General features: G+C 46.0%; 15 protein-coding genes and 1 riboswitch. Of the genes, 10 read left to right on the top strand and 5 right to left on the bottom strand.

The window, feature by feature from the left end; genetic code table 11:
• Nucleotides 1–38: 38 nt before the first annotated feature.
• Nucleotides 39–1,217: a glycine C-acetyltransferase gene (locus PBN151_RS20635; RefSeq protein ID WP_072730514.1), complete on the top strand. Its 1,179-nt coding sequence runs from the start codon at nt 39–41 to the stop codon at nt 1,215–1,217.
• Between the two features lie 224 nt (nt 1,218–1,441).
• Here the strand turns inward: PBN151_RS20635 and PBN151_RS20630 are convergent, their stop codons facing one another.
• From PBN151_RS20630 to PBN151_RS20620, 3 genes are read right to left on the bottom strand one after another with little or no spacing between them, the layout of a single operon-like run.
• Nucleotides 1,442–3,379 carry a M56 family metallopeptidase gene (locus PBN151_RS20630; protein ID WP_072730513.1) on the bottom strand — a complete coding sequence of 646 codons (1,938 nt, stop codon included), beginning with the start codon at nt 3,377–3,379 and terminating at the stop codon, nt 1,442–1,444.
• A complete protein-coding gene (locus tag PBN151_RS20625; protein ID WP_072730512.1) occupies nt 3,379–3,786 on the bottom strand; it encodes a BlaI/MecI/CopY family transcriptional regulator in 408 nt (135 codons plus the stop codon). Before PBN151_RS20625 ends, PBN151_RS20630 begins: the two co-directional genes overlap by 1 nt.
• A 40-nt stretch (nt 3,787–3,826) precedes the next feature.
• Complete coding sequence (locus tag PBN151_RS20620) at nt 3,827–4,585, bottom strand: hypothetical protein (protein ID WP_072730511.1); 759 nt, start codon at nt 4,583–4,585, stop codon at nt 3,827–3,829.
• 808 nt (nt 4,586–5,393) lie between these two features.
• Between PBN151_RS20620 and PBN151_RS20615 the strand changes: the two genes are divergently transcribed.
• The 5 genes from PBN151_RS20615 (at nt 5,394) to PBN151_RS20595 (ending at nt 11,057) form a co-directional block, all read left to right on the top strand.
• Nucleotides 5,394–7,133 (top strand): ABC transporter substrate-binding protein, encoded by a 1,740-nt coding sequence (locus PBN151_RS20615; protein WP_072730510.1) that lies wholly within the window; start codon nt 5,394–5,396, stop codon nt 7,131–7,133.
• Nucleotides 7,134–7,205: 72 nt separating this feature from the next.
• Nucleotides 7,206–8,162, top strand: coding sequence for an ABC transporter permease (locus PBN151_RS20610; RefSeq protein WP_072730509.1), 957 nt, complete (start codon nt 7,206–7,208; stop codon nt 8,160–8,162).
• 12 nt (nt 8,163–8,174) lie between these two features.
• Nucleotides 8,175–9,101, top strand: coding sequence for an oligopeptide ABC transporter permease (gene opp4C, locus PBN151_RS20605; RefSeq protein WP_139295391.1), 927 nt, complete (start codon nt 8,175–8,177; stop codon nt 9,099–9,101).
• A gap of 14 nt (nt 9,102–9,115) precedes the next feature.
• Entirely contained in the window at nt 9,116–10,099 is a 984-nt protein-coding gene (locus PBN151_RS20600) for an ABC transporter ATP-binding protein (RefSeq protein WP_072730508.1), read from the top strand.
• Nucleotides 10,092–11,057, top strand: a complete 966-nt coding sequence (locus PBN151_RS20595) for an ABC transporter ATP-binding protein (protein WP_021259916.1) — start codon at nt 10,092–10,094, stop codon at nt 11,055–11,057. Before PBN151_RS20600 ends, PBN151_RS20595 begins: the two co-directional genes overlap by 8 nt.
• An 83-nt stretch (nt 11,058–11,140) precedes the next feature.
• Here the strand turns inward: PBN151_RS20595 and PBN151_RS20590 are convergent, their stop codons facing one another.
• Entirely contained in the window at nt 11,141–12,079 is a 939-nt protein-coding gene (locus tag PBN151_RS20590; RefSeq protein ID WP_139295390.1) for a hypothetical protein, read from the bottom strand.
• A 435-nt stretch (nt 12,080–12,514) separates the two neighbouring features.
• Between PBN151_RS20590 and guaA the strand changes: the two genes are divergently transcribed.
• Both guaA and PBN151_RS20580 read left to right on the top strand, forming a co-directional pair.
• The gene (gene guaA, locus PBN151_RS20585) at nt 12,515–14,056 is read left to right on the top strand and encodes a glutamine-hydrolyzing GMP synthase (protein WP_028533672.1); all 1,542 of its coding nucleotides are present in this window, start codon (nt 12,515–12,517) and stop codon (nt 14,054–14,056) included.
• A 395-nt stretch (nt 14,057–14,451) separates the two neighbouring features.
• The gene (locus PBN151_RS20580) at nt 14,452–14,844 is read left to right on the top strand and encodes a YrvL family regulatory protein (RefSeq protein ID WP_227774896.1); all 393 of its coding nucleotides are present in this window, start codon (nt 14,452–14,454) and stop codon (nt 14,842–14,844) included.
• Between the two features lie 193 nt (nt 14,845–15,037).
• On the opposite strand, the gene PBN151_RS20575 is transcribed toward PBN151_RS20580, so the two are convergent.
• Complete coding sequence (locus PBN151_RS20575) at nt 15,038–17,443, bottom strand: S8 family serine peptidase (RefSeq protein ID WP_072730505.1); 2,406 nt, start codon at nt 17,441–17,443, stop codon at nt 15,038–15,040.
• 386 nt (nt 17,444–17,829) lie between these two features.
• Nucleotides 17,830–17,930: riboswitch (purine riboswitch) on the top strand.
• Between the two features lie 247 nt (nt 17,931–18,177).
• Between PBN151_RS20575 and PBN151_RS20570 the strand changes: the two genes are divergently transcribed.
• Both PBN151_RS20570 and PBN151_RS20565 read left to right on the top strand, forming a co-directional pair.
• Nucleotides 18,178–19,572: an NCS2 family permease gene (locus PBN151_RS20570; protein ID WP_072730504.1), complete on the top strand. Its 1,395-nt coding sequence runs from the start codon at nt 18,178–18,180 to the stop codon at nt 19,570–19,572.
• 67 nt (nt 19,573–19,639) lie between these two features.
• The gene (locus PBN151_RS20565; RefSeq protein ID WP_021252210.1) at nt 19,640–20,692 is read left to right on the top strand and encodes an ABC transporter substrate-binding protein; all 1,053 of its coding nucleotides are present in this window, start codon (nt 19,640–19,642) and stop codon (nt 20,690–20,692) included.
• The last annotated feature ends 76 nt before the right edge of the window (nt 20,693–20,768 follow it).

The following is a 20,768-nucleotide window of genomic DNA, read 5'->3' as shown; positions in this document are numbered from 1 at the left end:
GAAATGTACTGTAATATCAAATTTAGGAGGTTGGCAAAATGGCAGGGTTTGAAGTGATTGAAGGACAATTGAACAGCCTGAAGGAGGAAGGTCGCTATCGCCCGCTCTCTATATGGGAGGGAGGCTCCGATTCCTGGATGACCTTGCAGAATGGACGGCGCGTTCTGCAAATGTCCTCGAACAATTATTTGGGATTGACGAAGCACCCAGCGCTCAAGCAAGCCGCTATTGAAGCTATTGAAGCTTATGGGGTTGGGGCAGGCTCTGTTCGCACCATTACAGGAACACTCGACATTCACGACAGGCTGGAGCGGCGCTTAGCAGAATTCAAGGGGACAGAAGCGACGCTTGTATTCCAATCCGGATTCACGACAAACCAAGGAGTGCTATCTTCTATTCTTGGTCCAGATGATGTGGTTATTAGTGATGAGCTGAATCATGCAAGTATTATCGATGGCATCCGACTGACAAAAACAAATAAGAAAATATATGCCCATAAAGATATGAATCAGCTTGAAGAGGTGTTGAAGGCATCAGGCTCATTCCGCCAGCGAATTGTTGTGACGGACGGCGTATTCAGTATGGATGGCGATATAGCTCCGCTGCCTAGCATTGTAGAACTTGCAGAACGTTATGATGCGCTCGTCTATGTCGATGATGCACATGCAAGCGGCGTGCTTGGCAAATGCGGCAAAGGCTCCACGGATCACTTTGGATTGCACGGACGGGTGCATATTCAGGTAGGAACCTTATCGAAGGCAATCGGCGCAGTTGGAGGCTATGTAGCAAGCTCTCAAGTGCTAAAGGATTACTTGACTCACACGGCGCGTTCGTTCTTGTTCAGCACGTCGTTGCCTCCATCTGTCGCTGCAACTTGTCTTGCCGCGATTGATGTTCTGCAGCATGAACCGGAGCTGACAGAGCGGTTGTGGAGCAATGCGAATTCATTCCGTACGTCTTTGCAGCAGGCGGGGTTCGATACGGGTGAGAGCCAGACACCGATTATTCCAATCATCGTTGGCGACCCAGCTCGTACAATGGCATTTTCACAGCGATTATTGGAAGAGGGGATATGTGCTCAAGGCATTGTATACCCGACAGTCGCACTGGAGCGAGGGCGTGTTCGTTTGATTGTGACGGCTCAGCATACAGCGGAGGACTTGGCATTTGCGCTTGAAGCGCTGAAGAGAGTGGGCAGTGAATTTGGCATGATCTAATTTCAAAACACCATTTGTGAAGCCAGTCGTCGAAATTCAATTGGCGACTGGTTATTTAATTTTGTTTGAATGTGATGAAAGCAATTTCGAAAGGTCTGCTCAGCGATTAGCTCACTCTTGTTGTAAATGCAAAAACACCTCCAAGGCTGTCTCTATATCTTCCGATATTGAGCATTTTCTTGAAGGTGCTTTGATTCATTCCACTCTATGGGGTCAGTCCAATGTTATTTTTTCACCACTGCTTTCAAAATATCAGTCATCTGCTCTTTTGTCATATCCGAATGGGTAGTAATACTGTAATAGTATTTGCCGGTACCATACCAAAAAACATATCTGTTAACAGGTTGACCAGTAGTAGGCGGCGTTTCGTAACTGAAGCCTTTCAGTTTGGCAAATTCCTCGTCGGCCGTATACTGATTGAAGATTAGCGTGTCTTTGCCATTCGTATACTCAAGACGGATGCCTCCCGGCTCTTTCCAATCAAGCTTTTTCGTGTAAACGGGTTTACCGCTCTTTTTACCTTCGACTCTCAGATCATCAAAGAATTTTTTCTCGATTTCACTTTTTCCATCCGGCCTTGGACTGTCAATGACCGCTTTAGAAAACGTATATCCCTCCGGCAAGTTGGAAGGTTGCTGCAAGATGGGACTGTTCAAAGTAGAAGCCTTTTTAACGTAATCCTCATAGGTTGAGAATGCAAGTTTCTTGCCAAAAGGTTCAAATTCCAGTCCGTTGTTCAGGTTCTTGTATTTGTAATACATGATGTAAAGATCACCCGGCTCCTTGGGCAGTTCTCCCACTCTCTTTCTCTCACTTGCGATAAACTCTCTTTCATCCGCAGATATAGCTTTGGCTGCATCTTCCGCTTTTTTTATAGCTTTCTCCATTTCTTTCTTGTAAAGCTCGCGATCCTCGCGATCGATAACACCTGCGGGATAGATAATATCTGGCTCATGATTCACTGTGGCGTTTGAACCCAGTTCCGATTGTACGGAAGTCGCTTGTGGTACGCTCTCTGCCTTGCTTTCCTTTGCATTTACCAACGTCACGCTACCAAGCGTGAGAATCGTCGCCAACCCTAGAATGGACAGGTGATATGATTTTTTGTTAAATTGTTTGATCATTGTAAGTCTCCTTTTCATTTGTTTATGTGTGGCTGACAAGCCGGCAAGTCCTGGTTGAGGACGGTTTCCTGAAAAATGCTCTAGCACATGGATAATCGTCTGCCCGTATGCATTGTTTTGCTGCGGACTCATCCGATCCAGCACGCATGCATCACAGGCCATCTCCTGATCCTGTCTTGCTTTATGTACGGCTAGCCATAATAATGGATTAAACCAATGGAAGATCAAGATGATGAACATGACCCAGTTCACCGCCACGTCCCGCCGCCGGATATGGGCGAATTCATGCGCCAGAATATACTGAAGTTGATCCTTTTTTAACGTGATGAGCAGACTTGGAGAAATGACGATCGCAGGCTTAATAAAACCGACCACGGCAGGTCCTGGAATCCTTTCAGAAGCCACGAACTGCACTTTGCGCTTCACACCGAACAACTGCTTCGTCTCGTGAAACGATGCCGATAGATAAGGTGTTTTGATAGGGTGCCCTGCTCGTAGTGCTTGTTTCAATCGAAGCTGATCGAATACCGTTTTGGCGGCAAGAAGCAGAACACCTGCAAGCCAGATGAGCATCAAGACATCGGCAAAGTTCATTTGCTTGATCCTATTCCACCCAAAGCGGCTCTCTTGTACGGTTCCAGATTCATGAGGTGGATCTGATACGATAGTCTTCCGAATAGGGTCGCTTTTCTCCGAGTTGAAAGATCGCCCTCCATGAACTGCTGATTCGTTTTTCCTCCCAGCATCTATCCAATATTCGCGCCAAGATGATGGATCTTGAGTCTGCTTATGAATACCGGGTACTATGGCCTCCAAAGATAAAATATTGTACAAGCTAAGTGAAGATTCCGGCGCCCAAGGGAGCAGTAAACGAATCGCCACAGGAACCCAAAGTAAATATTTCCACCTGGCTTCAAGCTTGTTTTTCAATAGAACTTGCAGGATGAGTACAAGTACGACCAGAATGCTGGCCATGAATGATCCGCGAATCACCCAGCCAAAAACCGACAATAAAGTTGGATGTATTGAAGGACTCATCAGGTATCTCTCTTTTCTTCACCGTCGCTGTAGTTTTCGTCAAATAAAGCCTTTAGATCCTCGATTTCCTGCGCATTCAGCTTTTTATCCTCCAAAAAATTAGCAAGCATCGGCTTTAATGCTCCGCCATACAGTTTTTTCATAAAGGATTTGGTTTCGGATTGCAGGTATTCCTGTTCGCTGACGGCAGGAAAAAATAGTTGGGTACGCTTTGCCACCTTTTCAAGCTTGGCACCTGCCGCTCCCTTCTGCACCAGCCGACTGAGAAGCGTCCGGGTCGTATTCGGGCTCCACCCCATGTGAATCGTCATTTGTTTTACGACCTCACTGGAAGGGCAATCTGGAATCGTCCACAACACGCGCATAATTTCCAGCTCTGCATCCGTAATGGGTGGGATTTGGTTCATGCATGAAACCTCCAAAGTCAATTCAATCAGACTACAAATGTTATTTTTTCACCACTGCTTTCAAAATTTCAATCATCTGCTCTTTGGTCATATCCGACTGAGTAGCAATACTGTAATAGTATTTGCCGGTACCATACCAAAAAACGTATCTATTAACATGTTTACCAGTAGTAGGGGGCGTTTCGTAACTGAAACCTTTCAGCTTAGAAAATTCCTCGTCGGCCGTATACTGATTGAAGGTTAGTGTGTCTTTGCCATTCGTATACTCAAGACGGATGGCTCCCGGCTCTTTCCAATCTAACTTTTTCGTGTAAACGGGTTTTCCGCTCCTTCTACCTTCGGCCCTCAGATCATCAAAGAATTTTTTCTCGACTTCACTTTTTATGTTCGCAATTGGATTTTCAATGGCCGCTTTAGAAAACGTATATCCCTCCGGCAAGTTGGAAGGTTGCTGCAAGATGGTACCGTTCAAAGTAGAAGCCTTTTTAACGTAATCCTCATAGGTTGAGAATACAAAACCCTTGCCAAAAGGTGCAAATTCCAGTCCGTAGTTCAGGTTCTTGTATTTGAAGTACATGATGTAAAGATCGCCCGGCTCCTTGGGCAGTTCTCTCACTCTCTTCACCTCACTTTCAACAAACTTTTTTTCTTCGGCATTTGGAGCCTTGCTATTAGCTTCTTTTGCTGTAGTTTTTTGGGCCGGCTGGGAGGATGCCGCCTCCGCAGCGAGGTTTACCGAAGAACCCAGTAATAAAACACTGCCTAGTGCTGCGATTGCTACCTTTGATGATGTCTTCACATTGTCACTCCTCTCTAAGTGTTTGTTCATGAAACTACAACCGTAGTTAACATATATACTACAACCGTAGTTAACCTATATACTACAACTGTAGTTAAATGATGTCAACATGCTTTATTGCAAAGTTCTTTCTCACTATTGTTTAAGCTGCCAGTTGGAGAAAACATGGAGCATAACTTCCTTACAGCCTGTTATGTAAGCGTTGTATATTCAAGCATGCTTCTAAGTAGCGAATTCAAAATAATTATAGACCAATGTATAGAAATAACTATTATTCAATGAAATCATGCAGTATAATACGTAGAAATACATACATATACATCGCAAAAGGACTTCATTATGGAGAAAATTTAGAAACGAAAAATGTGCGCGAACCGTGGAATAACAGTGATTAATGACTTCTGGTTGTGTACAGAAACGCACGGAGTTATCGATAGCTCATAAATGTATAATTATGAATCTCCCTACGGGAATGCGAATGAACCATTTCAACGTAGAATCGACCCTCACCCAATGACCAATCGTAAACTATTCTAACATCATCGACCCAGCATAAACGATTTTGACAGCAAGCCCTTTTCTTCACAAAAGGAAGACAGTAAGCAAAAAAAAGAGATAATCGAGTGTGTGGTGAAGTTTCCCTTGGCTTTTATAGTCAATTCCCGGGAAATCAGATCTTTTAATTGAAAATCGACGCATTTTTATTGTGTACATAAATTTACCACTGGCTTATAATAAGGCCTATAAAATTCCTACTGAGCTTATAGGAATAGTTGAAAATAAACTTGTTCATTTCAGGAGGGTCAACATGAAGAAAACATTGCTTCTTCTCTTATCTTTAACGATGGCTAGCAGCTTGTTATTGACAGCTTGCTCGAATGACAGTGCGGCACCTGCAGACAAAGGACAAAGTCAGGTGTCATCCAACAATTCTAGCTCAGGAGAGACACAGACACCTCCTGTGGAAGTGTTGACAGAGCTTGTCAGCGCTTCAGATATGTCGAAGCTTCCAGAACAAGCAAAGAAACGCACAGATACGATTATTGTTGGTCTGACAGACCCGAGCGGCGCATTTACTCCTTACTTCCAGCAAAGTGGCTATGACGGCAACGTTTCCTCCATTTTGTACACACCTCTCGTGACGAATGATGAGAAAGGCTTGCCGATTCCGGGCTTGGCTGAGAAGTGGGAAATTACAGAGGACGGAAAAATCTTTACGTTCCATCTGCGCAAAGGCTTGAAGTTCAGTGACGGCTCACCGATTACGGCAGATGATGTTGCTTTCACGTGGACGCTTGTAAATGACAAGGGTTACACAGGTGAAGAAGATTTGTCCCTTATCGGCATCGTTGGGGCAAAAGAATATAAAGAAGGCAAGGCGACTTTGATTTCGGGCATCAAGGTGATTGATCCAAATACGATCTCTGTCACTTTGGAAAAAGGAAACTCTCAGGCGCTGTCGATCCTTGGGGGTGACGTGCTGTCCAAGGCTTATTACGGCAAGGATTACAAGCAGGGACAGTCTCTGGACTATATTAAGAACCTGCACGCGAATCCGGTTGGAACAGGCCCATACAAGCTGGAGAAGTTTATCCCAGGCCAAGAGGTACGCTTTGTTGCTAACGAAAACTATTTCAAAGGCAAGCCAAAGACCGAACACTTTATCTACAAAACAACAGAAGGCGACACGTGGCAGTTTATTGAAACAGGCGAGCAGGACTATGGGGCCTTTACTGCAACGCAAGAAAATATTGATAAGCTGAAGTCATTGGGCTTCTTGAATCTTGTGCCGGCTACAGCAAGCAACTACGGCTTCCTGTCATTTAACCATGAGCACGATACTTTCAAAGACAAACGCGTTCGTCAGGCACTGACTTACGGACTAGACCGTCAATCCATCTTTGTAGACGCGAACCAAGGTGCAGGTCAAGTGGCGAATATTCCGAGCCCGCCAACATCTTGGGCATATACGGAAGAAGGCATTAACCCGTACAACTATGATCCGGAAAAAGCAAAAGCCTTGCTTGACGAAGCTGGTTGGAAAGCTGGCGGGGACGGAATCCGTGAGAAGGACGGTAAAAAGCTGAAGCTTCACTTTATCGGCTCGAAGAGCAAGGGGAATGACCTGTTCGTCACGATTGCGAAGGAAAACTATGCAGCGATTGGGGTTCAATTCGAGCCAGAGCTGTTCGCAGACTTCAATGCGCTAGGTGCGAAGGCTGACAGCGGCGATTATGATCTTGCTTCCTTCTCAACACCGGTTCTGGTAGATCCAGCGGATGGCGTTCGTCGCTTCGTGAACGGCGAAGTGAAGGGCTATGACAATCCAAAAGTGAAAGAGCTGTACGACAAAGGCTTGGCAGCAACAGATATTGAAGAACGCAAGAAGATTTACAAGGAGCTGTTCCAAGTTCTGAATGATGATATGCCTTACATCTTCACAAGCTATCGCAAGTCGGTCTATGCCTATAATGGACGTATTCAAGGGATGAAGATCTCACCATTGACTGGTGTAGCTGGAAGCGTGTTCGACTGGGAATTGAAATAATGAGCATAGGAGCCCCTGGCCTGCACTTTCGATTGCAGCCAGGGGCGAATGACTTCCAAAAGGAGTGCGAACATGAGTAATTTTTTGCTGCGAAGATTTTTGTACATGATCCTCATTTTGTCTGCGGCATCCTTATTTATTTTTGTACTGTTTGCAATGATGCCTGGCGATTTTCTCGCGGGCAATACGAAGCTGTCACCGGAGCGGAAGGAAGAGCTCCGAGCCATATATGGCCTTAATCAGCCTGTATTGGAGCGGTATTGGAATTGGTTGACCAATGCCTTCCATGGCAACTTCGGATACTCGCTAGCACAGCAAAAGCCTATCATAACGCTGTTCAATGATTATGTGTGGAATTCGTTTTTGCTGGCGATTGTTTCAACCTTTTTTACATGGCTGTTGGCGGTTATTATTGGTGTCGTTTCGGCGTACAAGCAGTATTCTTTCTTTGACACCGCCGTGATGGTCTTTTTATTTGCTGCGATGTCCATTCCATCGTTCTTCATCGGGTTGTATCTGATCAAGATGCTGGCGGTTGATTTGAAGATACTGCCGCCTGGAGGGATGATTACGACAGGGAGCAACTCCACGGGCATGGCGCATGCATGGGAAGTCATCGATCATATGATTATGCCAGTAGCGGTGATGGTCTTGCTTGGGGTCGGTTCGCTGACACGATATTTCCGCAGCAATATGATTGATGTAATTCGGCAGGACTATGTCCGTACAGCTAGAGCGAAGGGCATGAAGGAGCGAGTGGTGCTGTATCGGCATGCGCTTCGCAATGCGATGCTGCCTGCGATCACCTTGATCGGTTTTGAACTTCCGGGCTTGTTCAGTGGTTCGATGATTATTGAGAAGATATTTAATTGGCCGGGAATTGGGCAATTGTATTTGCAATCTTTCGGGACGAGGGATTATCCACTGCTCATGGGCTTTACGATGTTCATTGCCATCTTGACGATAATCGGCACGCTCATTTCGGATATTTTGTACAATGTCGCCGATCCGCGCGTCAGATTGCATTAAGGGGGTACCAACATGTCATCCATTTCCGGCGGAATAACAGAGGTTCAGCGGACGGCGCCGGCAGCGGCTCGCACGTCGCTATGGCGTCAGGCTTTTCATAAGCTGTTGAAAAACAAACTAGCCATATCCGGCTTACTCTTTTTCATTATTATGTTTCTGGCATGCTTCATCGGCCCTTTATTCTCCCCCTATGCGGACGGCAAGAGTAATCTGGCGATGATGAACAAAGCACCTTCGATGAAGCATTGGCTCGGTACCGACGGGCTCGGGCGAGATGTGCTGACGCGCTTGCTGCAGGCCGGCCGCATATCCTTGACGGTAGGCTTCGCATCTATGGTGATTTCGGTATGTATCGGCTCGATTCTTGGAGCGGTTGCAGCTTATTATCGAGGGATTGTCGATCAGATTATTATGCGGCTTGCCGATCTGCTGTTAACGATTCCGGGCATGCCGATCTTGTTCATCTTAGGGGCAATGATGTCCGAATGGAAAGTACCTACGGAATATCGCATGTATCTTGTCATGTTCATGCTCAGCTTTATTGGCTGGCCAGGATTGGCTCGGCTCGTACGCAGTCAGATGCTTAGTATTCGTGAACGAGAATTTATGCAGGCGGCGATTGTACTTGGATTGGATGATAAGCGGAAGCTGTTTAATCATATGATTCCGAACATAGCACCACTTCTTATTGTCGTCGCTACATTGAGTACGGGTGGAGCGATATTGAGTGAATCTGCGCTCAGCTTCTTCGGTCTTGGTGTTATGCCGCCTACTCCGACGTGGGGGAACATGATAGAGGCGGCGAACAGCTTGATGGATTTCGAGAAGCGTCCTTGGCTGTGGATTCCGCCAGGTCTTGCTATATTTTCTACAGTAATTGCAATTAACGTGTTCGGCGATGGTTTGCGAGATGTTCTCGATCCTAAACAGAAGAAGTAAGGGAATGACAGTTGATGAAAAATGTAATCGAAATTGATCATCTCAGTACTTATTTTTATACCGAAGCAGGGGCAGTTAAGGCAGTCAATGATATTAGCCTGCGCATTCGCGAAGGGGAAACCGTATGCATCGTCGGCGAATCCGGCTGCGGCAAAAGTGTAACCGCAATGTCTATAATGGGGCTCGTCGAAGAACCCGCAGGTAAAGTGGTGAACGGCAATATTCAGTTCGGCGGCAAGGATTTGCTCCACATTCCGAAGGAAGAGCTGCGCCAAATCCGTGGTAACGATATTGCGATGATATTCCAGGAGCCAATGTCCTCTCTGAACCCGGTGCTTACGATCGGCAAGCAGATTATGGAGCCTCTCATGGTGCATATGAAGCTATCGAAGAAGGATGCGCGGGCTCGGGCTCGCGAGCTGGTAGAGCTGGTTGGAATCTCTCGTGCAGAGCAGATCTTGGACAGTTACCCGCATCAGTTGAGCGGGGGCATGCTGCAGCGGATTATGATTGCGATCGCGATGTCCTGTAATCCGAAACTGCTCATTGCGGATGAACCGACCACAGCACTTGATGTAACGATTCAAGCGCAAATTCTGGATATGCTGCGTCAAATCAAAGAAGATTCAAACATGTCTATTTTGCTCATCACCCATGACCTTGGTGTCGTTGCAGAAATCGCTGATTACGTGATCGTGATGTACTCCGGCAAGATCGTGGAAGAAGGCGAAGTTGTCGAGCTGTTCGAGAATCCGAAGCATCCTTATACACAAGGTCTGCTTCGTTCGAAGCCTGTCATCGGCCAGCGTCAGGATGATTTGTACTCGATTCCGGGGCAGGTGCCTAACCCATTGTCTTTGACTGAGTCCTGCTATTTCCATGATCGCTGTGACCGCTGCATGTCGGTGTGTACAACGAAGCAGCCACTGCTGAAGGATACAGCCGAACGGCATCGGGTTGCTTGCTGGCTGTATGAGGAGGGAATTCAACATGGCTGAGACATTGCTCGAAGTGAAACATTTGAAAAAGTACTTTCCGATTACCTCAGGCATATTCAATCGAACTGTCGGCCATGTGAAGGCGGTGGATGATATCAGCTTCACCATCAAGCGGGGGGAGACGTTCGGCTTGGTTGGAGAATCTGGAAGCGGGAAGAGTACAGTAGGGCGTACTATCATTCGGTTGCTGGAGAAGACGGAAGGCGAAGTGAAGTTTCAGGGGATTGATATCTATGGCATGCAGGAAAAGGAACTGCGCAAGCTGAGACCGAAGATGCAGCTCATCTTCCAAGATCCGTATAGTTCTTTGAATCCGCGTGTTCGCGTCGGCGATGCCATTGGCGAGGCGCTGCTTAACCATGGAATGACCACGAAGGAAGAAGTTCGGGATCGAGTGCTTGAGGTTATGGAAGCATGCGGTCTATCGGCCTATCAGTATGATCGCTTTCCACATGAGTTCTCGGGTGGCCAACGTCAGCGCATCGGAATTGCCAGAGCGCTTATCCTTGACCCGGATCTCATTATTGCGGACGAGCCAGTCTCGGCGCTCGATGTATCGATTCAGGCGCAAATTATTAACTTATTCCGCAAGCTGCAGAAGACACGCGGCTTAACGTATTTGTTTATCTCCCATGACCTAAGCGTCGTAGAGCATCTGTGTGATCGGATCGGCGTTATGTACTTGGGCACCATGATGGAGACGGCGTCGCGAGACGAATTGTTCCGCAATCCGCTGCATCCGTATACGAAGGCACTGTTATCAGCTGTGCCGATTCCGATACCGAAGCTGAAGCGTGAACGAATCGTCCTGCAGGGGGATATTCCGAATCCAGCCAATCCTCCATCCGGCTGTAAGTTCCACACACGCTGTCCGTTTGCGACCGATATTTGTCGTGAGCAGGTTCCGGTATTCAGGGATGTAGGTAACGACCATCAAGTGGCCTGTCACCTCGTATAAGCCGATTTTGATCACTTAAACCAATAGAATGCCCCGACAGTCGGATTGCGACTTCGAGGCATTTTTCATTTTCATGAACAATATCAGTCTCTGTCCGTGACTTCCAATTCAAGCAATTTGGCTGTTTCTTTGTGTTTGTACACGATGAAATACGCTTTTTTGTCGACAGGGGCGTATGTAATAAAGCGTACAACCCCCTCTGGGAATACAGTTGTTTGTTCCTCAATTAACGCTTTCCCAAATGTATCTGTAATGATCCACTTGCTATCTGATAAATCATGCATCCATATCTTCCCGGCTTGGTAGGAAGCATTCCAACCGAAGGTATCATTGTCTGTGAAGGTAGATACTTGCTGATGAATTTGCTTTCTTGTGTTCAAATCGTACACAGCATACACCAAATTACCTTTATTATGATCTGGGCCGAACGGGCTTCCGATACTGTTATGCTCCGTTGTTATAATGAGTTTCCCATCTTGTACACCGAAATCGGTTTGTATATTCCCCTCGATTAGAATTGTCGACTCCTGCGAATTACGAATATTGATGATCTTATAGAAAAATTGGGATTGCATAATGCCAGACCCTTCGTACTGGACGACCAGATTGGGAGCTCGGAAGGCGATATCTATAATAGTTAGATGCTCATAACTTCCAGGTTCGATTCGTATATCTTTACGGAGGAGAGGCTTGATCCAAGGAGATGAGTAAAGGGATGCAATCGACTTCTTTTTATAATAATTCTGCTCAAGTACGACAATTTGCTCTTCGATGTTCTGCTGTGGCGGCGACCATCTCACCTTGATGCTAATGCTGTTTAATTCCAGATTAAGCTTAATATTACGGTATAATTGTTGGGATAATGTATTCCCGTGTTGATCGAGAACGATTTTCTTTAGGTTGTCGTTATCGCGAGTCATGACTACGATTTTGGTAGGGTTGGCCAAGACATATACGTCATAAATTTCGGGGAATTTCTTGCTCCACAGTATTTTGGCTTGTGGCAGATTGATCGCATTCAATGTTGAATAATTCTTCTCGTAATTGGGTTCAACGAGCAGTGTTGTGTCGTCTGGCAGATGATAAAGCTGAGAGTAAAGGCTTGTATTGGGAAGGGGAGACAGCAATGGAGCATTTTCGGCACTGACAGTTCTTATAGATGGAATGAAGAGGGAAATAAACAACAATAGTGCACAATAAACATGAACAGATTTTCGCATATACACACCTCGATTTTTAGGGGGGGATCAGCTGTTACCGCTATGGGAAGGGGCTGATGTTCCATGATTTTACTGTTTCGATCCTATAATAACTTGAATACTTTTCAAATTGAAGAAAAATAATAACACTTTACCAGTAATTTTATATAGTTATCCAAACTTGATCACATAACACATTGACTGACGTTTTTCAATTTCGTTATAATAGTGGACAATATGTATTAGGGAGGCACGGCAATGACAAAGCAACATCATGAAATGATCGTTGTCCTCGATTTTGGCGGACAATATAACCAGCTCATCGCACGTCGTATTCGCGATATGGGCGTGTACAGTGAACTGGTTCCATACAACACTTCAATCGAACGCATTCAAGAACTGAATCCAAAGGGGATCGTATTCTCTGGCGGTCCAGCGAGCGTATACGAAGAAAATTCACCAATGGTAGATCCGCGTATTTATGAATTGGGTCTTCCAATCATGGGGATTTGCTACGGTATGCAAATGATGTCGCATCAGCTGAAGGGTAAAGTTGAGCGTGCAGGCAAGCGCGAGTACGGGAAAGCTGATGTTGTATTCCAGCCAGGCAGTGAATTGGCACATGGCTTGGAAGCAAACCAAACGGTATGGATGAGCCATACGGACTTGGTTGTTGAGCTTCCAGAAGGCTTCCGCGTTGACGCAGGTACGGAGCATGCTCCAATTGCGGCAATGAGCCATCCGGAAAAACGTTTCCATGCGGTACAATTCCACCCTGAAGTACGTCATTCTGTATACGGAAATGAAATGATTCGCAACTTCTTGTTCCGTGTATGCGAATGCAAGGGCGACTGGTCGATGGAAACATTCATCGAGGACAAGGTGCAAGAAATTCGCGAGACAGTCGGCGATCGCAAAGTATTGTGCGCGCTTAGCGGCGGTGTAGATTCCTCCGTTGTAGCGGCACTTATTCATAAGGCAATTGGTGATCAACTGACATGTATGTTCATCGATCACAACTTGCTGCGCAAAGGCGAAGCTGAAGGCGTAATGGAGACATTCGTCGGCAAGTTCGATATGCATGTGGTCAAAATTGATGCACGCGAGCGCTTCATGAGCAAGCTTGCAGGCGTATCTGATCCGGAGAAAAAACGTAAAATCATCGGCAACGAGTTCATTTACTGCTTCGATGAAGAGTCCGCGAAGCTGGGCGACTTCGACTTCTTGGCACAAGGCACATTGTATACGGACATCGTAGAGAGTGGAACAGCAACTGCTCAGACGATCAAGTCCCACCACAACGTTGGCGGCTTGCCTGAGGACATGAAGTTCAAGCTTATCGAACCTTTGAACACGTTGTTCAAGGACGAAGTTCGCAAAGTCGGCGAAGAGCTCGGCTTGCCGCGAGAAATCGTATGGCGTCAGCCATTCCCAGGACCGGGTCTTGCAATCCGCGTACTGGGTGAAGTAACAGAGGACAAGCTGACAATTGTTCGTGAATCCGACGCGATCTTGCGCGAGGAAATTGCGAAGGCTGGCTTGGATAATGAAATTTGGCAGTACTTCACAGCATTGCCGGACATGAAGAGTGTCGGCGTTATGGGTGACGCTCGTACGTATTCCTACACAGTAGGTATCCGTGCAGTAACATCCATCGACGGCATGACGGCTGACTGGGCACGTATTCCGTGGGATATTCTTGAGAAGATCTCCGTACGTATCGTCAACGAAGTCGAGAACGTTAACCGTATCGTCTATGACGTAACATCGAAGCCACCAGCAACAATTGAGTGGGAGTAATTCCATTCGAATCTTAACAATTTAAAGGCTATACCGCGTTTAACCGCGGTATAGCCTTTTTGCGTTACGGCATTGAAATTAGGTGACTTCCTTCATTAGCGGCGAACGAAATTCTCTTTTTATTTGAGTTGTTTAGCAAATGGAAGGGAGTATTTATTATGCTTGTTACCAAAACCATCAGAGGAGAAATAAAGTGTTTGAGTGCGTTCATTGTATCTTTCAATAATTCACACGTTTTCCATGCTATAGTAAAATATAGGAAGTGAATTAGGGCGGTTTGGAGGGATAACTTTGGATGTAGTGATCACCAGAACAATCGGAGAACTTATCATAGGCACTAGATGTTCAAGAAACAAATTAGAGAAATGATGAAGAAAATAATCCCTATTTCTCTTGTGAGCCTATTGTTGTTATTTGCAGTGATCACATCAATAATAGTGTTATTTTTTTTCAATGTCGGCATTTTTGAAATCTTAGGGATCGAATATGATTCATGGAAGTCAATACTATTGTTTTATGGATTGTCACTGATTTCAGATGCCGTTGTTACAATTGTTCTCATGTTTATTAAGATTAATTGCTCTATAGTAGGGCGCAATTTTCGAAGACTGCATGAATTTATACTGCGAGTTGTACTTAACTTTACTGCTGTTCACACGATAGATGAATATATGTCTTCGATTCGTATCTCTTTTGTTGCCGAGGTTGTTTTTGCAATCATTATTTCTACTATTGATATCTTAATGGGTGCAAGCAAGCGAGATTCCGTCAATCCTAGAAGTGAATAAAAAGTTCTAAGGGCACCCTTAACATCTACTAGTTTCCGATTATTTATTACGAGTTCACATATGGATTTACAATTTAGCTTTTAATTTCTGAGGAAATAGTAAAGGTTATACCGCGTTTAACCGCGGTATAACCTTTTTGCGTTACGGTATTGATATAGGGTTCACTTTCCTTCGTTAGTGATGAGGCGGCTACCTATTTCTGTACAGGAGACCAGAGTGCTGGTACATTCGAAGGCTCCCAGCCAGTCAGAGATGTATGTGGTTGCACACACTTATAAATCACACCATTATAGGAGACAAGATCGCCTGCCTTGTATGCCTTACCTGCCTGCCATGGATCTGTATTCCCCTCCGGATTTGGGAGATTAGCCGTTACGGATTGACTATGAGGGGAGACATTGCCTTGTCCGTCAATGATCCTGACCGTAAAGGTATACGTATTGCCTGGACTCAGACCGGTTGCAGCATAATTGGTTTGACTGCTGGTTCCGATTTTTTGCTGTTGTTGATAGATTTCGTACGTAAGGCCTTGAATTCCTGTGTTCGGATCGCTCCAACTCAGGTTTACTGAATTATACGTGACTGCCGTTACAGCCAGCTGCTCAGGTGCCTTCAGCACAACCGGTTCTGGTTGTTCAGGGCCTTGGCCAAGAATAGAAGAATGATTGCCCGATACAACTAATGCAAATGGCTGAGGGCCTTGTGGCACATTGTATCCTTTGATGGTCACCGTATATTCGCCCGTAGTTGGAGTTGAAAGATATGCATTTTCCACGTTGTTGATGTGGTCATAATTGGAACAGCTTGTGCTAGCTGTATTTTGTACGAAGCAGTTGCCTTTGTAGAGTTCGCCAGTTGGGGTTTTTACTTCAAGATCGAGGTCATTGACCAATTGCTTGCCAGCTTGAACGGCACCTTGGTAATCGCTCCAGACAAGAGATATCTTGAGAGGTTTGCCGGCTTCGGCCTTTACGCGGTAGGAGATAGAATCGTTTGTTTTGATACCTGTGGTGTTGTCGATGAAGCTATTGGTTCTTCCGTCAGTAGGGGTGAGTGAATTCACGAGGTTAACGCGTCCCCATCCTGTTTCTCTGCTCATCCATCCATATCCTACATCTTCAGCTCCATTAATGAGCGTCGCTTTGATGAGTGCTGAGGAAGGTGTTACGTGCTTGTTCTCGGTATAAAATTGGCGAACGATGGCTGCCGATCCTGCGACAGCTGGAGTAGCCATGGAGGTACCGGTCATGTTGGTGTAGTACTGATTTGGATTTGCAGGTCTAGTTGAGGCTGAAGAACGAACGGAAATAATTGAGGTACCAGTAACGACGAGGTCAGGCTTAACTCTTCCATCTGATGCATATCCTCTGCTGGAGGTTGGGGCAATTTGATTCGAATTTGTTTTTTGAAGATTACCAACCGTAATGGTGTTTTTGGCATTGCCAGGTGAATTGATGGTGTTGTTCCCGCTGCCATCGTTCCCTGCGGCGAACAATACGGTGAAGTCTTTATTGTTGAACGTATATTCATCAGCGCGAGCAGAGTTGGAATTGTAGGTGTAGCTGCTGGCGCCCCAGGAGTTGGTATGGATGAACGATCCTTGCTGCTTCGCAGAGCCGAACAAGTCGCGCAGGTCGCCTGGGCAGATAGAAGTACCACCACAGCCGATTGTTTGGGCGAACAGTTTGGCACCATAGGCAACGCCTTTATATTTCCCATTGGACATTGCTCCTGTGCCGAGCACGGTACCGGCTACATGTGTGCCATGACCGATCGTATCCTTCCATGTTCCTTCGGGGTTAGGAACAGGAGTCGTATGCAGCTGACCTTCGAAATCTTTATGGAGTGTGCTTAGATTACCGGAATCCAAGCCGCTGTCGGCTACGGTAACCACTTGACCTTTTCCGGTCAATCCCTTGCTCCATACGCCATTCGACGTAGCAGCCCCAACTTGATTCGTGACGAAGTCGTTGAGGATCTCTTCTTTAGGCTTAGATTCGACGAAGGTGACATCTGGTTGATTAAGAACGAGCGGGAGTGATTCGTTGCTTAATACAGCTTCGATGTAGCCTTCTTGCACATCGGTAACGGGGATGGCTTGCTGCTTAAGTGATTGGGCAACTTCTGCCTCACTGCCCCTGAATACTGAGATGACATAGTTGCTTGGTGAAGTGTTTTCGGATGTGGAGAGGTTGCCGTTCTTCCATTCTGGCTGAAAGAGGGTGACTCTGTAAATCTGATCGTTGGTGGAGAGGTTGCCGGCTTGTTGCGGGTTCATGCGTACGAGATAAGCATAGTCAGGGAGATAATCTCCGAGTTCCGCTCCAGCCTGTTGCAAGAGCTGTTTGGAGGAATCTGTGATGACGTCGTTGAATTGAACAACGTACAAATGGCGTTGCGTGCTTTCTTCATCATGCTGCAGTCCGTAGTGTTCATTTTCATTCTGGAGATCGACGGTGCCTGTTCGCAAATAGAGCAGCTTCTCGGTTGAATTGTTCGCGGGGCCTTCATAGGCTGACACCGCTGGTGACATCAGGCTGATTGCCATGGCAATCGACATGATCATTGAAAGCACTTTTTTGTTGTTTTTGTTCGCCAAATGCTATTCCTCCTTGGTATAAAAGAGTATAGTCTAGTCTGACAAAGCTGGCATTTTTAACGTATAAACTCACCTCCAAAATACTAGATTTACATGTTTACCCGAATACCATTTGTAAAAAGCAATCATAATAGTTTCAAAACTGGGTAAAAATGTATGAACCCATTTTATAAAAAATAATGAATTAATTCAATAGTTTTACTGTGATTTTCCAGAAAAATTTTTTTGTAATTCTAGCATGCTGGGACATCATAGAATGTTGATTTCAGTAATGGAGAAATTGATTTGTTTTCGCTACAAAACACGAACGAGTTATAAGATATTTTGTTTATTGTTCGGAAATAGCGTTGACAACCCTGCCGAATGCCTATACAATGTGAGTAGATAACCTAATAACGCAACTTTTTCGTATAATCTTGGGAATTGGCCTGAGAGTTTCTACGAGATCACCGTAAATGATCTGGCTACGAAGAGGAACGGCTTTCCGGATGAATCTAGTTAGAAGATTCGTCTTATACGCTCTGCCTGCCCATAATCTGTGTGCAATATCAGGATGGGAACTTGCTATTCATTCATATAGCGGGCAGTGCGAGTAGGGAATGCCTCACTTCTTTCACGCCAGAGCTCGGGAGATCAACCTGAGTTCTTTTTTTGTGCTTAGACAGGTTACTGGGGGAAACAGAAGCAGCAGTAAACACACATTCATGAGATGTCATGGGGAGGATGTTATACACATGGAGCGCTTCTTCAAAATCAAGGAGAACGGTTCGACAATTAGTACGGAGATTATGGCGGGTATTACGACCTTTATGGCGATGGCGTACATCTTGGCCGTTAATCCGAACATTCTAACGGCCTTCGGTAAGACCGGCATGGAATGGTATCCCGTATTTCTTGCAACAGCTATTGCAGGCGGTATTTTCACCATTGCGATGGGGATCTTCGTTAATTTCCCGGTTGCCTTGGCACCAGGGATGGGGCTGAATGCTTACTTTGCAACAGTCGTCGTATCGACTGCTGGCTCGGAACATCCGATCACATGGCAAATGGCACTGACGGCAGTATTTATTTCCGGGATTATCTTCTTCCTGCTTACGATTACACATGTACGTCAAATGCTGCTTGAAGCAGTTCCTGATGCACTGAAGCATGCGATTACAGTCGGTATCGGCTTGTTCATTACGATTGTCGGATTGAAAAATAGCGGGATGTTGTCCGTGTCCGTTGAGACCGTGAATGATATTCCTAAGGGTACATTCACACCGCTTCAAGGTTTTGAAACAGTATTCGGCTTAGGCAGCTTCTCCAATCCTGATGTACTGCTTACAATCATCGGCTTGGCACTTATTTCGATCCTTATGATTTTGAACGTACGCGGCGCGATTTTGTTCGGTATTTTGGGAACGACGGTCGCTGCGATTTTGATGGGGCGCGTCGATTTCAGTTCGTTGAAAGGTGCAAACTGGGTTCCAGATTTGACAAAATTGAGCTTCTTCGAGTTCGATTTTGCTGGCATCATGGGTGTGGGTATCGTATCTATCATCCTAACGTTCACATTCGTTGAATTGTTCGATACATTCGGAACATTGGTTGGTACAGCCAACCGTGCTGGATTCATGAAAAATCGTGAAGAAGGCAACAAGCGTGTAGGGAAAGCGATGTTCGTTGACTCTGTTGCGGTAGCGGGTGGTGCGGCACTTGGTACAAGTACCGTGACTGCATTCGTAGAAAGCTCCGCGGGTGTAGCAGAAGGCGGACGCACAGGACTTACGTCTGTAACGACAGGAATCTGCTTCTTGTTGTCCCTGTTCTTGGCTCCTGCAGTTGCATTGATTCCAGGCCCAGCTACAGCAGCAGCGCTTATCGTCGTTGGCGTATTGATGATGCAAGCCGTTACGGAAATCAACTTCAAAGACTTGGTTATTGGGATTCCGGCATTTATGACGATTGCATTCATGCCGTTCACGTACAGCATTGCGAACGGTATTTCCTTCGGTATTCTTGGTTACGTCCTGCTGGCGTTCGTAGCGAACGTATTCGGCAAGGGTGAGAAATATAAGATTCACTGGCTTATGTGGGTGCTGTTCGTACTGGTTATTGTCCGCTATGTAGCAATGGGCGGTCACTAGGGTTTACTTTTGAACACTTACTACACGAGATACACAACTTAGAATGGCTTCAGGGGGATGGGACTTCATGAAAAAATTAGCGTTAACACTTGCATTCGTACTTTCGATGGGCACACTGCTGGCAGCTTGCGGTGGGGACAAGGCAGCTGAAGGCGGCAAGGAAGCACCGACAGAATTGGTCATCTCAACTTGGGGCTTCGCCGAGGATGCGATGAAGAAGAACGTGTACGAGCCGTTCGAGAAAGAGTATAACGTTAAGATCGTGACAGAGATCGGCAACAACACGGATCGCTTGAACAAAGTCCGTCAAGGCAGCTCGAAGGTAGACCTGATCTACTTGTCCGACTACTATGCACTGCAGGGTGCTGAAGAAGGCTTGTTCGAGAAGATTGATCGCAAGAACATTCCGAACATCGAGCAGCTGTATGATATCGCTAAGGCGCCGATCGGCGAAGACTATGGCCCAGCGCACACGGTAGCGCAGCTTGGACTTGCGGTGAACAGCGATGAGGCAAAAACGCCGATTGAATCATGGAGCGACCTGTGGAAGCCTGAATTGAAAAATAAAATTGCCCTGCCTAACATAACGATTACAACAGGACCAATGATGATGGATTTTGCGGCGAAGGTAGCGGGCAGCAAGGATATGGATACGGAAGCGGCCTTCAAAGCGATGAAAGAAATCAATCCTGGCGTCGTGAAGTATTACTCCAAGTCCGCTGACTTGGTTAATATGTTCGCGCAAGGTGAGGTTGTGGCTGCACCAATGCAGGACACCTTCTTGGGCAGCTTGACGGAAGCTCTGCCATCCGCTAAGTTCGTAACGCCGAAGGAAGGCGCATATGCGCTCTTGAACACGGTCAACATTGTAAAAGGCTCGAAACATAAAGAGCTGGCAGAAAAGTTCATTAACTGGCACTTGAGTCAGCAAGTACAAGAAGCGAATGCGAAGGCTCGCGTCGATTCGCCAACGAACAAAGAAGTGAAGCTGACCGCTGATGAGGCGAAAGGCTTGACGTATGGCCCAGAAGTTGTTGAAAACCTGAAGACGCTTGACCTTCGTAAAGTGAACAAAGAAATGAGCGGTTGGATTGACCGCTGGAACCGTGAAATCGAGTAAAGTCCAAATAGTGAATGTTCAAAAACGTATACGTTGCAACGGCTAAGAGCGACTTCGCGACGACAAGGTACCTTTT

The sequence above is a fragment of the Paenibacillus sp. NAIST15-1 genome, from assembly GCF_001894745.1.
GTDB lineage: Bacteria > Bacillota > Bacilli > Paenibacillales > Paenibacillaceae > Paenibacillus_B > Paenibacillus_B suaedae.
The sequence above is the reverse complement of the archived record's forward strand: the minus strand, read 5'-3'. Positions and strand labels throughout refer to the sequence as shown.

What these genes read in the sequence shown, in the direction of transcription:
- PBN151_RS20635 (WP_072730514.1), top strand. Translation starts at nt 39, where the DNA reads ATGGCAGGGTTTGAAGTGATTGAAGGACAATTGAACAGCCTGAAGGAG.
- PBN151_RS20630 (WP_072730513.1), bottom strand. Translation starts at nt 3,379, where the DNA reads ATGAGTCCTTCAATACATCCAACTTTATTGTCGGTTTTTGGCTGGGTG.
- PBN151_RS20625 (WP_072730512.1), bottom strand. Translation starts at nt 3,786, where the DNA reads ATGAACCAAATCCCACCCATTACGGATGCAGAGCTGGAAATTATGCGC.
- PBN151_RS20615 (WP_072730510.1), top strand. Translation starts at nt 5,394, where the DNA reads ATGAAGAAAACATTGCTTCTTCTCTTATCTTTAACGATGGCTAGCAGC.
- PBN151_RS20610 (WP_072730509.1), top strand. Translation starts at nt 7,206, where the DNA reads ATGAGTAATTTTTTGCTGCGAAGATTTTTGTACATGATCCTCATTTTG.
- opp4C (WP_139295391.1), top strand. Translation starts at nt 8,175, where the DNA reads ATGTCATCCATTTCCGGCGGAATAACAGAGGTTCAGCGGACGGCGCCG.
- PBN151_RS20600 (WP_072730508.1), top strand. Translation starts at nt 9,116, where the DNA reads ATGAAAAATGTAATCGAAATTGATCATCTCAGTACTTATTTTTATACC.
- PBN151_RS20595 (WP_021259916.1), top strand. Translation starts at nt 10,092, where the DNA reads ATGGCTGAGACATTGCTCGAAGTGAAACATTTGAAAAAGTACTTTCCG.
- guaA (WP_028533672.1), top strand. Translation starts at nt 12,515, where the DNA reads ATGACAAAGCAACATCATGAAATGATCGTTGTCCTCGATTTTGGCGGA.
- PBN151_RS20570 (WP_072730504.1), top strand. Translation starts at nt 18,178, where the DNA reads ATGGAGCGCTTCTTCAAAATCAAGGAGAACGGTTCGACAATTAGTACG.
- PBN151_RS20565 (WP_021252210.1), top strand. Translation starts at nt 19,640, where the DNA reads ATGAAAAAATTAGCGTTAACACTTGCATTCGTACTTTCGATGGGCACA.